Here is a 19,336-nt window from a genome sequence, read left to right on the forward strand (position 1 = left end):
CAGGAAGCACGCCCATAGGAGACGAACGGAGACCCGCACCAACCCCCCCCCCCCCCCCCCCCCCCCCCCCCCCCCCCCCCCCCCCCCCCCCCGCCCGCGGGCCCCGTGGCGGCCGTGGGGCCACCGCCTATCCGCGGTATGTGGCGGGCAAGGTGGCGGGGGCGGCCGTGTCCCTCCTGGCCGTCCTCGTCACCAGTTTCTTCCTGTTCCGGCTGATCCCCGGCGACCCGGTGAAGTTCATGACCGGGGGACGTCAGGTGTCGGCGGAGCAACTGGCCGTCTACCGGGAGCAGTTCGGGCTGGATCTGCCCCTGTGGCAGCAGTTCACCGACTACTGCGGCAAGGCACTCACCGGTGATCTGGGGACGTCGTACCAGTTCAACGCGCCCGTGGTCGACAAGATCACGGAGGCGTTGCCGAACACGCTGCTGCTCACCGGCACGGCCTTCGTGCTGTACACGGTGCTCGGCATCGTCCTCGGCACCCGGTCGGCGTGGCGCAACGGGCGGTTCGGGGACCGGTTCCACACCGGGCTGGCGCTGACGCTGTACTCCTTGCCGTCCTTCTGGCTGGGGCTGCTGCTCATCGTCACCCTGTCGGTCGGCATCGGCCCGCTGCCGGGGCTGTTCCCGACCGGTGGCATGGAGTCGGGCGGTGGTGAGGAGGGCTTCGCGTACGCCGTGGACGTGGCGCACCACCTCGTGCTGCCGGTGGTGACGCTGGTGGCCGTGGAGTACGGGCAGACGCTGCTGGTGACGCGTTCGGCGCTGCTGGACGAGATGGGCAGCGACTATCTGACCACGGCGCGGGCCAAGGGGCTGCGCGACGACCTCGTACGACGGCGGCATGCCGTGCCCAACGCGCTGCTGCCGACCGTGACGCTGATCTTCATCAACCTCGGGCGGACGGTGGCGGGAGTGATCCTGGTGGAGACGGTCTTCTCCTGGCCGGGGCTCGGCGGGCTGTTCTACCAGGCGCTGAGCGTGCCCGATCTGCCGCTGGTGCAAGGGCTGTTCTTCGTGTTCGCGGCCGCGGTGATCGTGATGAACACGCTCGCCGATCTGATCTATCCGCTGTTCGATCCCCGGGTGGGCCGATGACGACCGAGAAGATGCCGGCCGCGCGTCCTCGCGGCCTGGCGTGGCAGCGGCGCCGGGCCTCGGCCGCGCGTTTCTGGCGGCAGTACCGCGCGCACCGGGCCGGGGTCCTGGGTCTGGCGACGCTGGTGCTGTTCGTGCTGCTCGCCGTGGCCGCTCCGCTGCTGGTCGGCTCCGACGTGGACGACGTGACCGGCGCGCCGGGCAGTCCCCTGGAGCGGCCGAGCGCCGAACTTCCCTTCGGCGCGGACCGGTTCGGGCGCGATCTGCTCGGCCTGGTGATCTGGGGTGCCCGGGTGTCGCTGCTGGTGGGGCTGCTCGCGGCCGTGCTGTCGGTGACGATCGGGATGGTGATCGGGGTGACGGCGGGGCACTTCCGGGGGTGGTACGCGACGGTGATGATGCGGATCACCGACTGGTTCCTGGTGATGCCGACGCTGGTGCTGGCGATCGCGCTGGCCACGGTGATGTCCCGCTCGCTGCTGACCATCGTCGTGGCGATCGGCGTGACGACCTGGCCGACGACGGCCCGGCTGGTGCGGGCGCAGACGCTTGCGGTGGAGACCCGCCCGTACATCGAGCGGGCGCGGGCGCTCGGCGGCGGGCACTGGCACATCATGTCCCGGCATGTGCTGCCCAATGTGATGCCGCTGGTGCTGGCACAGACGACGCTGATCATCTCCTCGGCGATCCTGGCGGAGGCGACGCTGGCCTTCCTGGGGCTCGGTGATCCGACGGTGGTGTCGTGGGGCGGGCTGTTGCAGGACGCCCGGGAGGCGGGTGCGGTCAGTGCCGGGCACTGGTGGTACCTGGTGCCGCCGGGCATCGCCATCGCCCTGGTGGCGCTGGCGTTCACACTGTGCGGGCGGGCCGTGGAGTCCGTCCTCAACCCCAGGCTGGGGGTGGCGCGTTGAGTCTGCTGGACGTCAGGGGGCTGACGGTCACGTACGCGGGCGGGGCCGAGGCCGTGCGCGGGGTGGACCTGCGGCTGGACGCGGGCCGGAAACTGGGCATCGCGGGCGAGTCCGGCTGCGGCAAGTCCACGCTGGCGCTGGCCCTGCTGCGGCTGTTGCCTGCGGGGACCCGGGTGGGCGGCGAGGTCCTGCTGGACGGCGAGGACGTGCTGTCCATGAAGTGGGGCCGGGTACGGGCGGTCCGCTGGGCCGGGGCCTCCATCGTGTTCCAGGGGGCGATGCACTCGCTCAACCCCGTGCGGCGCGTCGGCGACCAGATCGCCGAGCCGGTCCTGCTGCACGGCAAGGCCACCCCGGCGGGGGCGAGGAGGAGGACCGGGGAGCTGCTGGAGCACGTCGGTCTTCCGGCCGCGCGGGCGGCGGCCTACCCGCACGAGCTGTCCGGCGGGCAGCGGCAGCGCGTCATGATCGCCATGGCGCTGGCCTGCGATCCGCGGCTGATCATCGCCGATGAGCCGACGACCGCCCTCGATGTGATGATCCAGGCCCAGATCCTGCGGCTGATCGAACAGCTGGTGGCGGACCAGGACGTCGGCCTGATCATGATCAGCCACGATCTGGCGGTGCTCGCCGGCACGTGTGACCGGCTCGCGGTGATGTACGCGGGTCGGGTGGTCGAGGAGGGACCGGCGGGCCAGGTCTACGAGGCCGCCCGTCACCCGTACGCCCAAGCGCTGTCGGCGGCGTTCCCCCGCATCGGTGACCCGGCGTCCCGCTTCGCGCCGCGCGGTCTGCCGGGCGATCCGCCGGACCCGTCGGCGCTGCCGACGGGCTGCACGTTCCACCCCCGGTGCCCGGTCGCGCTGGATTCCTGTGCGACGGAGGACCAACCGCTCCGCGACGCGGGCCCGGACCGCCGGGCGGCGTGCGTACGGCTGGCCGCGGAGCCGACAGTGACAGGCACCCCGGGCCCCGCCCAAGGACCCCGTCAGAGCCCGGCGTCGGACCCCGCGAGCCCCGAACAGGCCCCACCTGCCCACGACCCGGACCACCGGCAGGACACCGCCGGCACCGCCGAGCAACGCCCACAGCCGGGCACGGCGTCGGACACCCCCGTCCCCCGGCAGAGCACGATGGCCACCACCCAAGGAAACCGGCAGGGCGGAGCAGCGTCCGACGCGGCAGCGCAAGCCGAAGCGCTGCCGGACGGGGCAGCGCAAGCCGGAGCGCTGCCGGACACAGCGGGCAGGCAGGCCGGGGCAGCGTCCGACGCCGCAGAAGCGCGGGCCGGGGAGGGGCTGGAGTCATTGCCGGACGCGGGAGCGGGCGGTTCGGATGTGTTGGGGGAAGCGAGGGGCGGCGGCTCATGAGTACTTCCGCGCTACTGACGGTGCAGGGCGTGCACGTCACCTTCCCGGGGCGGCAGGGTGCGTCCGACGCGCACGCCGTGGACGGTGTCGACCTGGACATCGGGGCGGGTGAGATCGTCGCCCTGGTCGGTGAGTCGGGCTGCGGCAAGACGACGTTGGCCCGCGCCCTGCTGGGTCTGGTCGAGCCGACCGCGGGCCGGGTGCAGTTCGAGGGGCGGCCCCTGGCGTACTCGGGTCGCTCGCTGAAGGCGTACCGCAGACGCGTGCAGCTGGTGCTGCAGGACCCGAGCGGCTCGCTGAACCCGCGGCACACGGTGTACGACGCGGTGGCCGAGGGGCTGCGGATCCACGGCTACGGCGGTGACGAGGGGGCCGCTGTCGCGGGCGCGCTGGCCCGCGCCGGACTGCGGCCGCCGGAGCGCTTCTTCCTGCGCTATCCGCACGAGCTGTCCGGTGGTCAGCGACAGCGCGTGGTGATCGCGGGCGCGCTGGTGCTGGAGCCGGAGCTCCTCGTCGCCGACGAACCGGTCGCCTCGCTGGACGCGTCCGTGCGCGGGGAGATCCTGGCCCTGCTGCTGCGGTTGCGCGCCGAACTGGGCCTGTCCGCGCTGGTGGTGACGCACGACCTCGGGCTGGCGTGGAACGTCGCCGACCGGGTCGCGGTGATGTATCTCGGCCGGATCGTGGAGACCGGGGCGGTGGAGCAGGTCCTGACGGCACCCCGGCACCCGTACACGCGGTCCCTGCTGTCGGTCCTGCCCGAGGCGCCGGGCGAACCGGTGATCCTCAGCGGCGAGACCCCGGACCCGTCCCGCATCCCCTCCGGCTGCCGTTTCCACGCCCGCTGCCCGGTCCTGGCGAGCGGCGAGGCGGACCGGGCGGGGGTGGCTCAGGCGTGCCGGAGCCGGGATCCGGGGATCCTCGGGGGCGGCGCGGCCCAGGTGGCGTGCCACTGGGCGCATGCCGTGGCGGCGGGGCGGGCCGGGACCGGCTGATCAGGCCTTCTCGGCCGCCGCCACCAGCTCCTTGCAGCGCTCGACGTCCGCGGCCATCTGCTCCAGCAGCGCGTCGAGCGTGTCGAACTTCGCCTGGCCGCGCACGAAGGCCAGGAAGTCGACGGCGACATGGAGGCCGTACAGCTCGAGGCCGACGCGGTCGATGGCGTACGCCTCGACCGTGCGCTCGGTGCCGTCGAACTGCGGGTTGGTGCCGACGGAGATCGCGGCCGGCATGGCCTCGCCCTGGGCGTGCAGCCAGCCGGCGTAGACGCCGTCGGCGGGGATCGCGGTGTGCGGGAGGGTCTCGACGTTGGCCGTGGGGAAGCCCAGGTCGCGGCCGCGCTGGGCGCCCCGGACGACGACGCCCTCCACCCGGTGCGGCCGGCCGAGGATCTCGGCGGCGCCCTCCACCTCGCCCTCGGCGACGAGACGGCGGGTGAGCGTCGAGGAGAACGGCTCGCCGCCGCCCGCCTCACCGGTCACGTACAGGTCGACGACCTCGACGTCGAAGTCGTAGATCTCGCCCTGTTCGGCGAGGAACTCCACGGTGCCCGCGGCCTTGTGGCCGAAGCGGAAGTTGGGGCCCTCGACGACCGCCTTGGCGTGCAGCTTGTCGACCAGGACCTTCACCACGAAGTCGGCGGCGGACAGCTTCGAGAACTCGGTGGTGAAGGGCAGGATCAGGACCGCGTCCACGCCCAGGTCGGCCATGAGTTCGGCGCGCCGGTGGTGCGGGGCGAGCAGCGGGGGGTGGCTGCCGGGGCGGACGACCTCGCTGGGGTGCGGGTCGAAGGTGACGACCACCGCCGGGACGCCCAGGGCGCGGGCGCGGTCCACGGCATGCCTGATGATCAGCTGGTGCCCGCGGTGCACTCCGTCGTAGGAGCCGATGGTGACGACGCTGCGCCCCCAGTCCTGGGGGATGTCCTCCAAGCCACGCCAGCGCTGCACTGTGCCTGCTCCTTGTCGAAACCTTGCCGGACGGACCCGGGTCCGCGGACTTCTCTGCGCAGCTCTAAGGGTGCCATGCCCCATGCCGGGTGCCCGCATCGGCCTGTTCGCTGTGTGACGGGGTGCACGCGTTGGCCGGGTTCAGACGGGCACGCCGAGGCCCGCGAGGTTCTCGATCGTCCGGCGGGTGTCGGTGCCCACGAGCGCGGCCCATTCGCGCGGGGCGTCGGCCAGCCAGCCGGCCACGGCGGCGGCGAAGCCCGGGACGTGGCGGCTCAGGTCGGTCAGACAGCGGTCGAAGCGGGCGGCTCCCGCCGGGGTGCGGACCAGGTGCAGCCCGGTGCGGTGGACGAGCACCCGCAGCTCGGGGCCGCGGTTGCGGGCGGCGGAGCGCAGGACCGCGTCCAGGACGGCGGGGTCGGACTCGCGGGCGAGAAGGCAGTCCAGCAGTTCGCGGCGCAGCGGTCGGGAGACGGACGTCCCGGGGGCGGCGAGGACGCCGGCGAGGACCACCCGGAGCGGCTGCGGGCCGTCCTCCAGGAGTCCGGTGAGCAGGGCCCGGAGCACGGCGCGGTCGGCGGGGCCGCCCCGGTCCAGCCTCCGGTCGGCGTACGCGGCCATGTGCCCGGTCAGCTCGGGCCGCCGCTCCACGGTGTCCCGGACGACCGCCGCGATCCGGCGGGCCAGGGCGGGGGTGGTGGCGTCGGCGAGGGCGTGGAGGGTGCCGGCCGGGTCCGACGTCCGCGCCAGCCGCGCCCGGAAGGCGTCGAGCACGGGCTCGGGGTGGGTTTCGAGGGCGTCGGCCAGCACGCTCGGCGGGAGGCGGGGGTCGCCGTCGGCGAAGTGCGCCAGGGCCCGCGCGAGGTGCCGGTCCCTGCTGTCGCGGTCGCGGACGAGGAGGGCGAGCGCCCAGCCGTGCAGCTCGCGGTCGGCGCTGCGGACGAGCACGGTGAGGGCGGCGTACCTCAGCAGGGTGCGGTCGGTGCGTTCGCGCGCGTGGGGCGCCGCCAGCAGGCCGTAGGTGACGGCCGCGGCCCGGCGTGCGGGGCGGTCGTCCTTCGACCAGCGGTCGACGGCCCGGCACATCGCCGCGGGCTCCTCCTCCGCCAGCACGGTGAGCAGCTGGTCGGCCCGGCGGTGCGCGCTGTCGGCGAGGGCGTCCGTCAGGGCGTCGGGGGCCTCGTGCCGGTGGGTGTGCAGCAGGGCCTGCGCGGCCGTCGCGACGGTGGCGTGCGGGGTGGCGGGCAGCGGCCGGTCGTCCTCGAACCAGCGGACCAGGTACGGCAGTACGGCCACGGGGTCGGCGGCGAGGAGCCGGGCGGCGGCGTCGAGGAAGCGGGGTCCGCTCTCGCACGGGGGGCCGTCGGCGTGCACCAGCCGGCGCAGCAGGGCGCACCGGGCCTCCAGCGGCAGCGGCAGTGCGGTCCAGAAGGCGGGACCCAGCTCCGGCGGCACGGCCCGCCGCTGCTCCCGCCACGCCACGATGCGGTCGGTCAGCAGGCGCAGCACGTCCGTGTACGGGGTCGCGTCGGGCAGGCGGGCGAGGGTTCCGGCGAGCAGGCGGGCGGCCCACCACGAGCCGGGATCGGCGTCGAGGGCGTGCGTCAGGTCCGTGAGACGGGAGGCGAGACGGCCGGTGCCGTGCTGGCGGGCGAGGAGCAGCAGGGCCTGGACGACGGGGCCGATGCGGTGGTGCGGTACGGCGTCGGGGCCGGGCGGGCGGGTGCGGTCGTGGACCAGCGCGCGCAGGGCACCGTCCAGGTCGAGGTGGGCGCCCTGCAGCCAGTCGGCGAGTGCGTCGTGGGCGAACCGGTAGCCGGTGCCGGCCGGGACGAGAAGGCCCTCGGCGAGTACGGCCCCGGCCCAGCCGGTGACCCCGCCGGGCCGGTCCGGGCCGTGCCCCGCCGGGAACACGGCCTCGAACGCCTCCCGGTCCAGTCCGCCGTGCCCGGCGCCGAGGCCGCGGCGGGCGGCCTCGTGCACCTGTCCGGCCGCCTTGGCCGCCAGGCGGCGTACGGCGGTGCCCCGGAGCCCGTTGGCGGCGGCGAGGCGGGTGGCGACGCGCAGGCACATCAGGTCCAGGTGGGCCGCGAACACGTCGTCCCGGCCGACGGGTACGTCGGGGTCCGGGGCGGCACCGGCCAGGCCGGTCCGTACGTCGGCGAGCAGCCGCAGGGTGAGGGGGTGGCGGGCGTCGGCGTCCGCGAGCGCGCCTTCGGGGATGCCGAGGCGGGCCCGGGTTTCCCGTGCCTCCTCGGGGGTGAGGTCGCCGAGGACCACGCACGGAGGAAGACCCTCGGGGCGGGGGCCGCCGGCGTGCAGCGCCTCCTGGGGGAACGCCGCCTCCTCCCAGAACTCCTCGCGGCACGCCACCACCAGCCGTGCTCCCGTCGCCCGCAGCCATCGCGTGGTCCCCTCGGTCCAGTCGGCGAGGCGACGGAAGAGCTCCGGCGGCATCTGCTCGGGGTCGTCGAGGAGCACCAGCAGGGGGTGGCCCGCGGTGTGGGCGAGCCGGGCGAGACGGTCCGGGGCCAGGTCTCCGAGAGCGTCCGGGGTGGCCGGGAGCGGGGCGCGGGAGGCGGCGACGACCGCGGCGGCCCGGTCCAGTGCACGGCGGACGGCGTCCGCGACCGTGCGGTCGTCCTCCCGCAGGTCGGCGCCGCGCAGCCACAGCGTGGGCCGTCCGGCCCGGTGCCGACGGGCGGCGAGCTCCGCCAGCTCGGTGCTGCGCCCGCTGCCGGGTGGCCCGACGAGGCCCAGTACGGCGGCCCCGCCCCGCTCGAACGCGGCGAACTCCGCGAGCACGGCGGGCCGTTCGACGGCGTGCCCGGACCTCACCGCCCCGTCCCGCCCTGCCGGGATCGCCACGTCCCCTACGGCCGTGGCCGCGAGACTCTCCGAGAGGCCCGTGCAATGCTCCGCGTCGGCGGTGAGCCCGGGGAGGCCGGACGCATGCGCCGACGAACGGGGGGTGGGAGCCACCGTGACAGCGGAGTCGCCCCCGGCGCGCCCCGGCGACGGACCCGCGGACCCGGCCGAGGAACCCGCCCGCCCCGGCGACGGGTCACTGAGCCCGGGCGACAAGCCCGAACGACGCAGCGTGGCACCGCCGAACCCGGCCGACAAGCCCGAGCGACCCGGCGAAAGGTCAGCGAGCCCGGCCGACGAACCCGCCCACTCCTGCGACGGATCCGTAAACCCGGCCGACAAGCCCGAACGACGCAGCGTGGCACCGCCGAACCCGGCCGAGGAACCCGCCCCCTCCGGCGACGGATCCGCAAACCCCGCCGACGAGCCCGAGCGACCCGCCGCGGCACCGCTGAACCCGGTCCCCGCGCGCCCCTGCGACACATCCGCGGACCCGGCCGAAGAACCCGCCCGCCCCGGCGACGCGTCAGTGAGCCCGGCCGACGAGTCGCAGTGACCCGGCGCCGGCCCCGTGGACGGGGCCGTGGCTCCCGTGTGCGTGGCCGCCGGCCCCGTCGAAGGTTCCGTGGGCCGGCCCGAGGGGGCCGCCGGCCCGGTCGGGGCCATGGCGTCGGCCGCCGCGGGACGGGGGCAGGCCACCGGGGCGGCCGTGTGCCCCGCGGTGGCGGAAGTGGGCCCCGGTGAAGGGGCCGGGCCTGCCCCGGTCGCCGCGCGGCCCGGCGGAACCGTCGTCGATGCCACCGAGGTCGCCGTGAGCCGCACCAGGCCGGCGAGATTGAGGTCGGAGCCGTAGGCGGGCACCGTTGCCGTGTTCTCGGCGAGCAGCTCGGTGAGGGCGGGGCCGGCGCAGGTGAGCGGAACGGCGAAGCCCAGGTCGCTGTCGGCCGAGCGGAGAGCGGTGCCGAGGACGCCGAGCACGGTGCCGGTGCGGGCGTCGAGCACGGGGCCGCCCGCCGCTCCGCCGCCCAGGCGCAGCGCGTCCCGGCCGGCGGTGCCGACCGCCAGTTCCAGGGCGCGGTCGATGTGGTGCGCCCGGTCGGTGGCCGTGTAGGTCACGGAAGTCGTCCCCAGCACCCGCGCCTCGCGCCATCCCCCGGCGGGGATCCGCACATAGGTGCCTCGCTCGACGCACTTCCGCGCGGAGACCGGCAGGGGCGCCACGCCGAGCCCTTCGCTGCGCACGAGGGCCAGGTCGAGCTCGGGCAGCAGGGTCACGGCGTCGGCGGCCACCACACAGTGGCGGTTCCCGGCCGCGTACAGCACGAGCCGGGGCAGCCCGTCGACGGCCTCGTGACTGGTGATCACCGTGCCGTGGTGGTCGGCGACGAACCCCGCTCCGCGCGGGCGGCCCGCGAGGTCGTGAAGGCGGACCAGGCCGTCGTCCACGGGGTCCGGGGACGGGATCGGCCCGCTGCGGGGCTCCGCGGCCCAGGAGGGACGGGAGCGCCCTGACGGCTCCGCGCGCCCCGGGCCCTCCTCGCCGCCGGAGGGGGCCGAGCCATACCCGGGGACGTCGCGCCCGTGGCGTGCCCCGTTGTGTGACGGCATCCTCGAGCCTCCCGCCGTACCTCCGTGCCCTCACCTGCGACAGTAGGGCCGGAATGATCAGCGGGACAGAGCGGCCGGTGAACGCGCCCCCTTCCACTCCCCCGGTTCACTCCGAGCGCCCGCACCTACGGGTGAACAGGCAGGCGTGGATGGATACACCCTAGGGGTGGGGGAACCGAGGGGGACCGTGGAGCGGCGGCATGTCCATCCCCGTGACGCCGCTCCACGGGCGGACCCGTCCCTCGGTCCGTCAGCCGAAGACGGCGAGGCTCTTCGCCTTGCCCCGGTGCTCCTCGACGAGCGCCAGCAAGTGCCCCCCGGGACCGAACACGGCCACGGCTCCGGCGCCCGCGTACTCCTCGGGCATCTCCAGCCGCACGCCGTTGGTGAGCAGCCTGGCCCGGCGCTCGTCGACGTCCCAGCGGGGGAACGCGGCGTCGGCCGCCTCGGCGATCGGCATCACGGTCAGCTCCTGCTGGAGCTGGTCCAGCGTCCTCGCGGAGTCCAGCTTGTACGGGCCGACGCGGGTGCGGCGCAGTGCGGTGAGGTGCCCGCCGACGCCCAGGCCGGCGCCCAGGTCGCGGGCGAGGGCGCGGATGTAGGTGCCGGAGGAGCAGACGACCGAGACCACCAGGTCGAGCACGGGGGTGCCGTCGTCGGCGACCGCCTCGCGGACGTCGTACACGGAGAAGGACGAGACGGTGACCGGCCGGGCGGGGATGTCGAACTCCTCGCCCTCCCGGGCGCGCTTGTAGGAGCGCACCCCGTTGATCTTGATGGCGCTGACCCGGGACGGCACCTGCATGATGTCGCCGGTCAGCTCGGCGATACCGGCGTCGACGGCCTCGCGGGTGATCCCGGAGGCGTCGGCGGAGGAGGTGATCTCCCCCTCGGCGTCGTCGGTGAGCGTGTTCTGCCCCAGCCGGACGGTGCCGAGGTACTCCTTCTCGGTCAGCGCGAGGTGACCGAGGAGCTTGGTCGCCTTCTCGACGCCGAGGACGAGGACGCCCGTCGCCATCGGGTCGAGGGTGCCGGCGTGGCCGACGCGCCGGGTGCGCGCGATGCCACGCATCTTGGCGACCACGTCGTGCGAAGTGAAGCCCGACGGCTTGTCGACGATGACAAGGCCGTCGGGCGTGGTGGTCTTGCGGTTCATTCGGCGGCGTCGTCCGTCTCGTCGTCTTCCGGCTTGCGGTACGGATCGGCGTCACCGGCGTACGCGGCGCCCGCGGACGCCTCGCGCACCTTCGCGTCGGACTGGCGCGCCTTGTCGAGGAGGTCCTCGATGGTGCGCGCGGTGTCCGGCAGCGCGTCCATGACGAAGGTCAGGGTCGGCGTGAACTTGACCCCCGCCGCCCGGCCGACCTCGGAGCGCAGGATGCCCTTGGCGCTCTCCAGGCCCGCCGCGGCGGCCTTCCGCTCCTCGTCGTCCCCGTACACGGTGTAGAAGACGGTCGCCTCCCTGAGGTCACCCGTGACCCGGGTGTCCGTGATGGTGACGTGCGAGCCGAGCCGCGGGTCCTTGATCCCGCGCTGCAGCTTCTGGGCCACCACCTCTCGGATGAGGTCCGCCAGCCTTTTCGCCCGCGCGTTGTCGGCCACTGGTCCGTCTCCCGTTCTTCTTTGCTGTCTGCGTTCTACTGCGGCTGTGGTCGTCAGTCGTCTTCACCGTGGAAGCGCCGCCTGACGGACAGCAGTTCCACCTCGGGGCGCCCGGCGACCAGCCGCTCGCACCGGTCCAGTACGTCACTGAGGTGCCCCGCGTCGCCGGACACCATGGCCAGGCCGATGACGGCCCTGCGATGGAGGTCCATGTGGTCCACCTCGGCCGCGCTCACCGCGTACTTGCGCTGGAGATCGGCGACGATCGGGCGGACGACGGAGCGCTTCTCCTTCAGCGACCGTACGTCGCCGAGGAGCAGGTCGAAGGACAGCGTCCCCACATACATGTGTGCAACCGGTTCACCCGCCGGTCCGGGATCGATGGCCCCGCCATCCGTAACGGGCAGGGACATCAGAACCGTACAACGAAGGGGGCGGGGCGATCGACGGATATTGCGCCCGCCGGGGCCGCTTGGGGGCTCCCGGCAGCAGGTCGTCCGCCCCGCACACACGAGCCGGCCGGCGGGACCGCGGTCCCGCCGGCCGGTACGCACCGTGGGGTGTTACACCCGCGGCTTCTCGCGCATCTCGTACGTCGCGATGACGTCGTCGACCTTGATGTCGTTGAAGTTTCCGAGGTTGATACCGCCCTCGAAGCCTTCGCGGATCTCGGTGACGTCGTCCTTGAAGCGACGCAGACCCTCGATGTTGAGGTTCTCCGCGACCACCTTGCCGTCGCGGATGAGGCGGGCCTTGGTGTTCCGCCTGACCTCGCCGGAGCGGATGAGAACACCCGCGATGTTGCCCAGCTTGGACGACTTGAAGACCTCGCGGATCTCCGCCGTGCCGAGCTCGACCTCTTCGTACTCCGGCTTGAGCATGCCCTTGAGGGCCGCCTCGATCTCCTCGATCGCCTGGTAGATGACCGAGTAGTAGCGGACGTCCACGCCCTCGCGCTCGGCCATCTGCTGCGCACGCCCGGCGGCGCGCACGTTGAAGCCGATCACGATGGCGTCCGAGCCCATCGCCAGGTCGATGTCGGACTCCGTGACCGCACCGACGCCGCGGTGCAGGACGCGGATGTCGACCTCTTCGCCGACGTCCAGCTGGAGCAGGGAGGACTCGAGGGCCTCCACCGATCCGGACGCGTCACCCTTGATGATCAGGTTCAGCTGCTGGACCTCGCCGGCCTTGAGCACCTTGTCCAGGTCCTCCAGCGACACGCGGCGCGTGCGCTTGGCGAACGCGGCGTTGCGCTCACGGGCGGCGCGCTTCTCGGCGATCTGACGGGCCGTACGGTCCTCGTCCACGACGATGAAGTTGTCGCCCGCACCCGGGACGTTGGTCAGGCCCAGGACCTGGACCGGCGTCGACGGGCCGGCCTCGGCGACGTTGTTGCCGTTGTCGTCGAGCATGGCGCGCACGCGGCCGTAGGCGTCGCCCACCACCATCGTGTCGCCGACCCGCAGGGTGCCTCGCTGGACGAGGACGGTCGCCACGGCACCGCGGCCGCGGTCGAGCCGGGACTCGATCGAGATGCCCTGCGCGTCCTGCGTGGGGTTGGCACGCAGGTCGAGCGAGGCGTCCGCGGTGAGGATGACGGCCTCGAGGAGGCTGTCGATGTGCAGACCCTGCTTGGCGGAGATGTCGACGAACATGGTGTCGCCGCCGTACTCCTCGGCCACCAGGCCGTACTCGGTCAGCTGACCGCGCACCTTGGTCGGGTCCGCGCCCTCGACGTCGATCTTGTTGACCGCGACGACGATCGGGACCTCGGCCGCCTTGGCGTGGTTGAGCGCCTCGACCGTCTGCGGCATGACGCCGTCGTTGGCCGCGACGACCAGGATCGCGATGTCGGTCGAGCGCGCACCACGGGCACGCATGGCGGTGAACGCCTCGTGACCCGGGGTGTCGATGAAGGTGATCTTGCGCTCTTCTTCGTTGACCTCGGTCGCGACCTGGTAGGCACCGATGTGCTGGGTGATGCCGCCGGCCTCGCCCGCGATGACGTTCGTCTTGCGGATGGCGTCGAGGAGGCGGGTCTTTCCGTGGTCGACGTGACCCATGACGGTGACGACCGGCGGGCGGACCACCAGGTCCTCCTCGTCGCCCTCGTCCTCGCCGAACTCCAGGTCGAAGGACTCGAGCAGCTCGCGGTCCTCCTCCTCCGGGCTGACGATCTGAACGGTGTAGTTCATCTCGTCCGCGAGGAGCTGGAGCGTCTCGTCGGAGACGGACTGGGTCGCGGTGACCATCTCGCCGAGGTTCATCATGACCGCGACGAGCGACGCCGGGTTGGCGTTGATCTTCTCCGCGAAGTCGGTGAGCGACGCACCGCGCGACAGGCGAATGGTCTCGCCGTTGCCGCGAGGCAGCATCACGCCGCCGACCGACGGGGCCTGCATGGCCTCGTACTCCTGGCGCCTCTGCCGCTTCGACTTGCGGCCACGACGCGCGGGACCGCCGGGACGGCCGAAGGCGCCCTGCGTGCCACCGCGGCCACCGGGACCGCCGGGACGGCCACCGAAGCCGGGACGGCCACCGCCGCCGCCGAAGCCGCCGCCACCACCGGGACGACCGGCGAAACCGCCACCGCCACCGGGACGACCGGCACCGCCACCGCCGCCGGGACGACCGGCGAAACCGCCGCCGCCGCCGGGACGACCGCCGCCGGGACGACCCGCACCGCCCGGACCGCGGCCACCGGGGCCGGGACGCGGGCCGGCAGCGGGACGCTGCGGCATCATGCCGGGGTTCGGACGCGGGCCGCCGGGGCCGCCGCCGGGACGGGGACCGCCCTGCGGACGCGGCATCGAGCCCGGGGTCGGGCGCTGCCCGCCCGGAGCCTGCGGACGCGGGCCGCCGCCCTGGCCGGGGGCCTGGGGACGCGGACCGGCACCGGGGGCACCGGGACCGCCGGGACGCTGGCCCTGCGGGCGCGGGGCCTGCGGACGGGCCATGCCGGTGGAGCCACCGGAGGTGAAGGGATTGTTACCGGGACGGGGACCGGCCGGGCGGGCACCCGGACGCGGAGCGCCGCCACCGGGGCGCTGACCCTGGCCGGACGGACGGCCCTGGCCGCCCTGGCCCTGGCCCGGACCGGAGGGACGACCGCCGGGCTTGGGGGCGCCGGGACGCGCGCCGCCGGGCTTCGGACCGGACGGAGCCGGGGCCGCCGCCGCGGGCGGGGCCTGGAACTCCGGCGCGGCCGGAGCCGGACGCGGCGCGGGGCGCGGGCCGGGCGTCGGACGCGGGCCGGGGGTCACCGGCGAGGGCGTCGACGGGGCCGCGGGCTGCTGGGCCGCGGGCGGCTTGGGTGCGGCCGGCGGCTTAGGGGCAGCCGGACGGGCCGACGGCGCCGGGGACGGCGCGGCGGGCCTGGGGGCCGCCTTCCGGGGCGCACCGGGCTTCCCGGCGGGCTTGCCGTTGCCCCCGCCCTGCTGGAAGGCGTCTGTCAGCTTGCGTACTACGGGCGCTTCGATGGTCGAAGACGCCGAACGGACGAATTCACCGAGTTCCTGGAGCTTGGCCATGACGACCTTGCTCTCCACGCCGAACTCCTTGGCGAGTTCGTAGACCCGGACCTTAGCCACTTCGCTCCTCTGAGGTCCGGGTTGCGTCCGGACCGTCGCTAGTTCATGGGCGTACTCATCGCGTACTCATCGAGTGCTCATCGCAATCTCGACCTGCTTTCGACTCGCGAGGTACCAGACCGCACGGGGGTTTCCGTACGGCATGTTCTTACCGTGTCGCCTCTCCGGCGGGCTTGTCAGCCGCCGGTCGGCAACCTTGCGCCTGCTCGACGTAGTGGCGCAACGCCTTTACGTCGAGCGGTCCCGGGACGCGCAGCGACCTCGGAAACGCCCTGCGGCGCACCGCCTGGTCGAGACAGACCGGGACGGGGTGCACATAAGCACCCCGGCCGGGCAGCGTACCGCGAGGATCAGGGACGCACGCGTCCTCGATCACCACGACCCGCAGCAGCTCGCTCTTGACCGCTCGCTCCCGGCACCCCACGCAAGTGCGCTCAGGGCATACGCCAGCACGTGTCCGGCCAGACACTCCTCAGTCTACCTCCCCGGACCGACCTCACCCCTTCGGGGCAAGAATCGAACACCGCCGCGGGCAAAGCTGTCGTGATCTCAGCGAACCGCGGCTTGGATCTATTCCCCGGCCCGTTCCCCGGGCTGTTCCGTGTCCGGCCGGATGTCGATCCGCCAGCCGGTCAGACGCGCGGCGAGACGGGCGTTCTGCCCCTCCTTGCCGATCGCCAGGGACAGCTGGTAGTCCGGCACGGTGACGCGGGCGGACCGGGCCGCCAGGTCGACGACGTCCACCTTGGAGACCCGGGCGGGCGACAGCGCGTTCGCCACCATCTCGGCCGGGTCGTCGGACCAGTCGACGATGTCGATCTTCTCACCGTTCAGCTCGCCCATGACGTTGCGCACCCGGCCGCCCATCGGGCCGATGCAGGCGCCCTTGGCGTTCAGACCGGAGCGGGTGGACCGGACGGCGATCTTCGTACGGTGACCGGCCTCACGGGCGATCGCGGCGATCTCCACGGAGCCGTCGGCGATCTCCGGCACCTCCAGGGCGAACAGCTTCTTCACCAGGTTGGGGTGCGTGCGCGAGAGGGTCACGGAGGGGCCTCGGACGCCCTTGGCCACCCGGACGACGTACGAGCGCAGCCGCATGCCGTGCGGATAGGTCTCGCCGGGGACCTGCTCCTGCACCGGCAGGATGGCCTCCAGCTTGCCGATGTCGACCAGCACGTTCTTGGGGTCGCGGCCCTGCTGGACCACGCCGGTGACGATGTCGCCCTCGCGGCCGGCGTACTCGCCGAGCGTCGCGTCGTCCTCGGCGTCGCGCAGGCGCTGCAGGATGACCTGCTTGGCCGTGGTGGCGGCGATACGGCCGAAGCCGGACGGGGTGTCGTCGAACTCTCGGGCCTCCTGGCCCTCCTCGAGGTCCTCGGGGTCCTCCTTCGCCCACACGGTCACGTGTCCGGTCTCCCGGTTGAGCTCCACGCGCGCGTGCCGGCGGCTTCCCTCGGTGCGGTGGTAGGCGATGAGGAGGGCCGACTCGATCGCCTCGACCAGCAGGTCGAAGGAGATCTCCTTCTCCCGTACCAAGCCCCGCAGGGCGCTCATGTCGATGTCCACGGCTACGCCTCCTCTTCCTTCTTGTCGTCCTTCTTGTCGGACGCGTCGTCCTTGCGGTTGAACTCGACCTGGACGCGCGCCCTGGTGATGTCGTCGAAGGCGAGTCTGCGCGCGGTGGCCTTGCGGCCCTTCACTCCGGGCACTTCGAGATCGAGACCCTCGTCGTCGGCCTTGATGATCCTGGCGACCAGTTCGCCGCCCTCGGCGAGCTGGAAGCGCACCAGGCGGCCGGTGGCGCGCACGTAATGGCGGTGCTCGGTGAGGAGGCGCTCCGCGCCCGGCGTGCCGACCTCGAGGGTGTACTCGGCGCTGCCCATCGCGTCGCTCTCGTCGAGCTTCGCCGAGAGCACGCGGCTCACATCGGCGATCCGGTCGAGGTCCGCTCCGGTGTCGGAGTCGACGACGACGCGCAGCACACGCCTGCGGCCGACCGAGTCCACGGCGATCTCTTCGAGATCCAGGCCCTGGGAGCTGACGAGCGGTTCCAGAAGTTCTCGAAGCCTCTCGCTCTGGGTGGTGCTCATCCGGGTGACTCCTCGGCCGCGTGTGCTGTTGTGGGACGGTGCGCGTGTCTGCACAAAGGGTATCCGGTCGCGGAGGGTGTTGCCGTCCACCCCGGTCACGGAGGGTGCCGCTGACCGCCGCGGGGGCGGCTCCCGGGTACCGTGATCACGGGCCAGCGGCCCGCTTCGCTTCCGTCGCCCCGTCCGTACGAGCCCCCGAGGACGTCTGCCGTGCCGTTCCCCCCGTCTCCGCGCGCCCGTTCGGGGCCGCCCAGAAGGAGCCTGCTCGCCGTCGCCCCGGCGGCCCTGCTGGCGGCGGGCTGTTCCGCCGGCTCCGACACGTCCGGCACCACCGGCGCCGGCCGTCCCTCCGCCGCCGACCGGGCACGCGCGCGTGCGGCCCGGGACAGCGCGGCGCTGGCCGCGCGGTACGACGCGGTCGTCGCCGCGCATCCGAAGCTGGCCAAGCGGCTGCGTCCGCTGCGCGCGGAAGTCCTGCGGCACGCGGAGGCGTTCGGGGGTACGGCGAAGGGCTCGCCGTCGCCGTCCTCGTCACCTTCGCCTTCACCTTCGCCTTCACCTTCGCCGTCCGGTTCCGGGGCGGCGGCCGCGCCTCCTTCCCCACCCGCCGTGCCCGTGAAGGAGAAGGACGCCCTGGCCGAACTCGCCGCCGCCGAGCGGGAGCTCGCCGACCGGCGGTCGGAGGCGCTGCTGGACGCGCCGGGTGAGCTGGCCCGGCTGCTGGCGTCGGTGGCGGCCGCGGGAGCGGCCCATGTGTATCTGCTGACGGAGGCGGGACGGTGAACCAGGCGCGCGAGACCGAGGACAAGGAGCTGCGGGCTCTGCAGGCGGCGCTGGCCGCGGAGCACGCGGCGGTGTACGGCTACGGCGTGGTCGGCGGGCGGATCGGCAAGGAGCGGCGCACCGAGGCACGCACGGCGTACGACGCGCACCGGGCGCGCAGGGACGCACTGGTGCGCGCGGTGAAGGACGCGGGGGGCTCACCGGTCGCGGCCGCGGCGGGTTACGCGCTGCCGTTCCCGGTGCCGGACGCGGCCGCGGCGGTCCGGCTGGCGGCCGAGCTGGAGGAGCGGGTGGCCGGGGTGTACGCCGATCTGGTGCGCGCGAGCGCCGGTGAGCGGCGACGGGGAGCCGCCGAGGCGATGCGGGAGGCGGCGGTGCGCTCGGTGCGCTGGAGCGGGGAGAGCGTAGCCTTCCCTGGGCTCGCCGAGCGGGGCGGTACGGCCTCACGGCCCCCGGCGCCGACCGCGTGACGTGACACGGGCACGACGTGGCGGGGCGGCAGGCATCGCGTACAGCAGGAAGGGAACGACTCGCGCATGGTTTTCGAACCGCCGCAGCGTCTGGTGAGGGCGCTCGGTGAGACGGCGCCCGAGGGTGACGACTGGTTGGAGAAGCTGCCGGAAACGGCGCACGAGGCCGTCGCACAGCGCGAGTTGACGGTGGAGCGGGTGCAGGTGCCCGGCGGGCGCAGCAGCCTGGTCGTGCTCGTGCGGACGGCCGACGGCACACCCGCCGTCCTGAAGCTGGCGCCGCGCCGGGCGCGTCCGGAGAGCGAACGCGTCGCGCTGGCGCACTGGGGTGGACGGGGGGTGGTCCGGCTGCTGGAGCCGGCCTCGGGCGCGGCCGAGGGGGTGCTGCTGCTGGAGCGGCTCCACCCGGACGTGTCGGTGCGGTCGTTGCCGGAGGCGAAGGCGCTGCTGGAGGCGGCGGGGACACTGCGCCGGCTGTGGGTGGACCCGCCGCGGGAGCACGGCTTCGAGACGGTGGCCGAGCGCACGGAGCGGCAGGCCCGGGCGATGCGGGCGAGCGCGGCGGCCGATCCGGAGGTGGCTCCCCTGGTGGAGGCGGCGCTGGCGGTGCGCGAGGAGCTGGTGGCGGCCCCGCCGGAGCACCGGCTGCTGCACGGGACGTTCCGGCAGAGCAAGGTGCTGGCCGGGGAGCGCACACCGTGGCTGGCGGTGGGACCGGACCCGGTGGTCGGCGAGCACGCGTTCGACCTGGCCCGGCTGGTCCGCGACCGGGTGGAGGACCTCATCGCCCAGGCGTCCGGCGCCGCGACGACTCGCCGCCGGGTGAAGCGCCTGGCGGAGTCCCTGGAGGTCGACCGCGAACGCCTGAGCGGGTGGACCCTGTTCCGCGCGGTGGAATCGGGAGTACGCGCCCGCCGCGTGGGCCGCGAGCAGGACGCGGAGCTCCTGCTGGAGTTCGCGGGCTGGCTGTGACGCTCCGCCTCCGCGGC

At 74.0% G+C, this 19,336-nt stretch carries 16 protein-coding genes; 7 read left to right on the plus strand and 9 right to left on the minus strand.

Features of this window, described 5'->3' with window-relative positions; translation table 11 throughout:
• Positions 1-14: 14 nt before the first annotated feature.
• The 4 genes from ACZ44S_RS13740 to ACZ44S_RS13755 are packed head-to-tail and all read left to right on the plus strand — an operon-like array spanning position 15 to position 4,376.
• Positions 15-1,100 (plus strand): ABC transporter permease, encoded by a 1,086-nt coding sequence (locus ACZ44S_RS13740; RefSeq protein ID WP_466928530.1) that lies wholly within the window; start codon positions 15-17, stop codon positions 1,098-1,100.
• On the plus strand, positions 1,097-2,011 hold the full coding sequence (locus ACZ44S_RS13745) for an ABC transporter permease (protein WP_466928183.1): 915 nt from the start codon (positions 1,097-1,099) through the stop codon (positions 2,009-2,011). Before ACZ44S_RS13740 ends, ACZ44S_RS13745 begins: the two co-directional genes overlap by 4 nt.
• Positions 2,008-3,381, plus strand: coding sequence for an ABC transporter ATP-binding protein (locus tag ACZ44S_RS13750; protein ID WP_466928186.1), 1,374 nt, complete (start codon positions 2,008-2,010; stop codon positions 3,379-3,381). The genes ACZ44S_RS13745 and ACZ44S_RS13750 overlap by 4 nt, the downstream gene beginning before the upstream one ends.
• Complete coding sequence (locus ACZ44S_RS13755) at positions 3,378-4,376, plus strand: ABC transporter ATP-binding protein (RefSeq protein ID WP_466928188.1); 999 nt, start codon at positions 3,378-3,380, stop codon at positions 4,374-4,376. Before ACZ44S_RS13750 ends, ACZ44S_RS13755 begins: the two co-directional genes overlap by 4 nt.
• Here the strand turns inward: ACZ44S_RS13755 and ACZ44S_RS13760 are convergent, their stop codons facing one another.
• The 9 genes from ACZ44S_RS13760 to rimP form a co-directional block, all read right to left on the minus strand.
• On the minus strand, positions 4,377-5,330 hold the full coding sequence (locus ACZ44S_RS13760) for a bifunctional riboflavin kinase/FAD synthetase (RefSeq protein ID WP_466928191.1): 954 nt from the start codon (positions 5,328-5,330) through the stop codon (positions 4,377-4,379). It abuts the gene before it with no gap.
• A 141-nt stretch (positions 5,331-5,471) separates the two neighbouring features.
• Positions 5,472-9,806, minus strand: a complete 4,335-nt coding sequence (locus tag ACZ44S_RS13765; protein ID WP_466928193.1) for a serine protease — start codon at positions 9,804-9,806, stop codon at positions 5,472-5,474.
• Between the two features lie 250 nt (positions 9,807-10,056).
• Entirely contained in the window at positions 10,057-10,962 is a 906-nt protein-coding gene (gene truB, locus ACZ44S_RS13770) for a tRNA pseudouridine(55) synthase TruB (RefSeq protein WP_466928195.1), read from the minus strand.
• Positions 10,959-11,408, minus strand: a complete 450-nt coding sequence (gene rbfA, locus ACZ44S_RS13775) for a 30S ribosome-binding factor RbfA (RefSeq protein WP_466928198.1) — start codon at positions 11,406-11,408, stop codon at positions 10,959-10,961. Before rbfA ends, truB begins: the two co-directional genes overlap by 4 nt.
• 53 nt (positions 11,409-11,461) lie before the next feature.
• Positions 11,462-11,755, minus strand: a complete 294-nt coding sequence (locus ACZ44S_RS13780) for a DUF503 domain-containing protein (protein WP_149549862.1) — start codon at positions 11,753-11,755, stop codon at positions 11,462-11,464.
• Positions 11,756-11,971: 216 nt separating this feature from the next.
• On the minus strand, positions 11,972-15,001 hold the full coding sequence (infB, locus tag ACZ44S_RS13785) for a translation initiation factor IF-2 (protein ID WP_466928199.1): 3,030 nt from the start codon (positions 14,999-15,001) through the stop codon (positions 11,972-11,974).
• Positions 15,002-15,149: 148 nt separating this feature from the next.
• A complete protein-coding gene (locus ACZ44S_RS13790; protein ID WP_190165473.1) occupies positions 15,150-15,470 on the minus strand; it encodes a YlxR family protein in 321 nt (106 codons plus the stop codon).
• A gap of 101 nt (positions 15,471-15,571) precedes the next feature.
• A complete protein-coding gene (gene nusA, locus ACZ44S_RS13795; RefSeq protein ID WP_466928200.1) occupies positions 15,572-16,570 on the minus strand; it encodes a transcription termination factor NusA in 999 nt (332 codons plus the stop codon).
• 2 nt (positions 16,571-16,572) lie between these two features.
• The gene (gene rimP, locus ACZ44S_RS13800; RefSeq protein ID WP_466928201.1) at positions 16,573-17,094 is read right to left on the minus strand and encodes a ribosome maturation factor RimP; all 522 of its coding nucleotides are present in this window, start codon (positions 17,092-17,094) and stop codon (positions 16,573-16,575) included.
• A gap of 210 nt (positions 17,095-17,304) precedes the next feature.
• Here rimP and ACZ44S_RS13805 point away from each other — a divergent pair, with 210 nt between their 5' ends.
• From ACZ44S_RS13805 to ACZ44S_RS13815, 3 genes are all read left to right on the plus strand, one after another.
• Complete coding sequence (locus ACZ44S_RS13805) at positions 17,305-17,877, plus strand: hypothetical protein (RefSeq protein ID WP_466928202.1); 573 nt, start codon at positions 17,305-17,307, stop codon at positions 17,875-17,877.
• The gene (locus ACZ44S_RS13810; RefSeq protein ID WP_466928203.1) at positions 17,874-18,347 is read left to right on the plus strand and encodes a ferritin-like domain-containing protein; all 474 of its coding nucleotides are present in this window, start codon (positions 17,874-17,876) and stop codon (positions 18,345-18,347) included. Before ACZ44S_RS13805 ends, ACZ44S_RS13810 begins: the two co-directional genes overlap by 4 nt.
• Positions 18,348-18,413: 66 nt before the next feature.
• Positions 18,414-19,319 (plus strand): aminoglycoside phosphotransferase family protein, encoded by a 906-nt coding sequence (locus tag ACZ44S_RS13815; RefSeq protein WP_466928205.1) that lies wholly within the window; start codon positions 18,414-18,416, stop codon positions 19,317-19,319.
• Positions 19,320-19,336 lie beyond the last annotated feature (17 nt).

The sequence above is a fragment of the Streptomyces malachitofuscus genome (genome assembly GCF_055571035.1).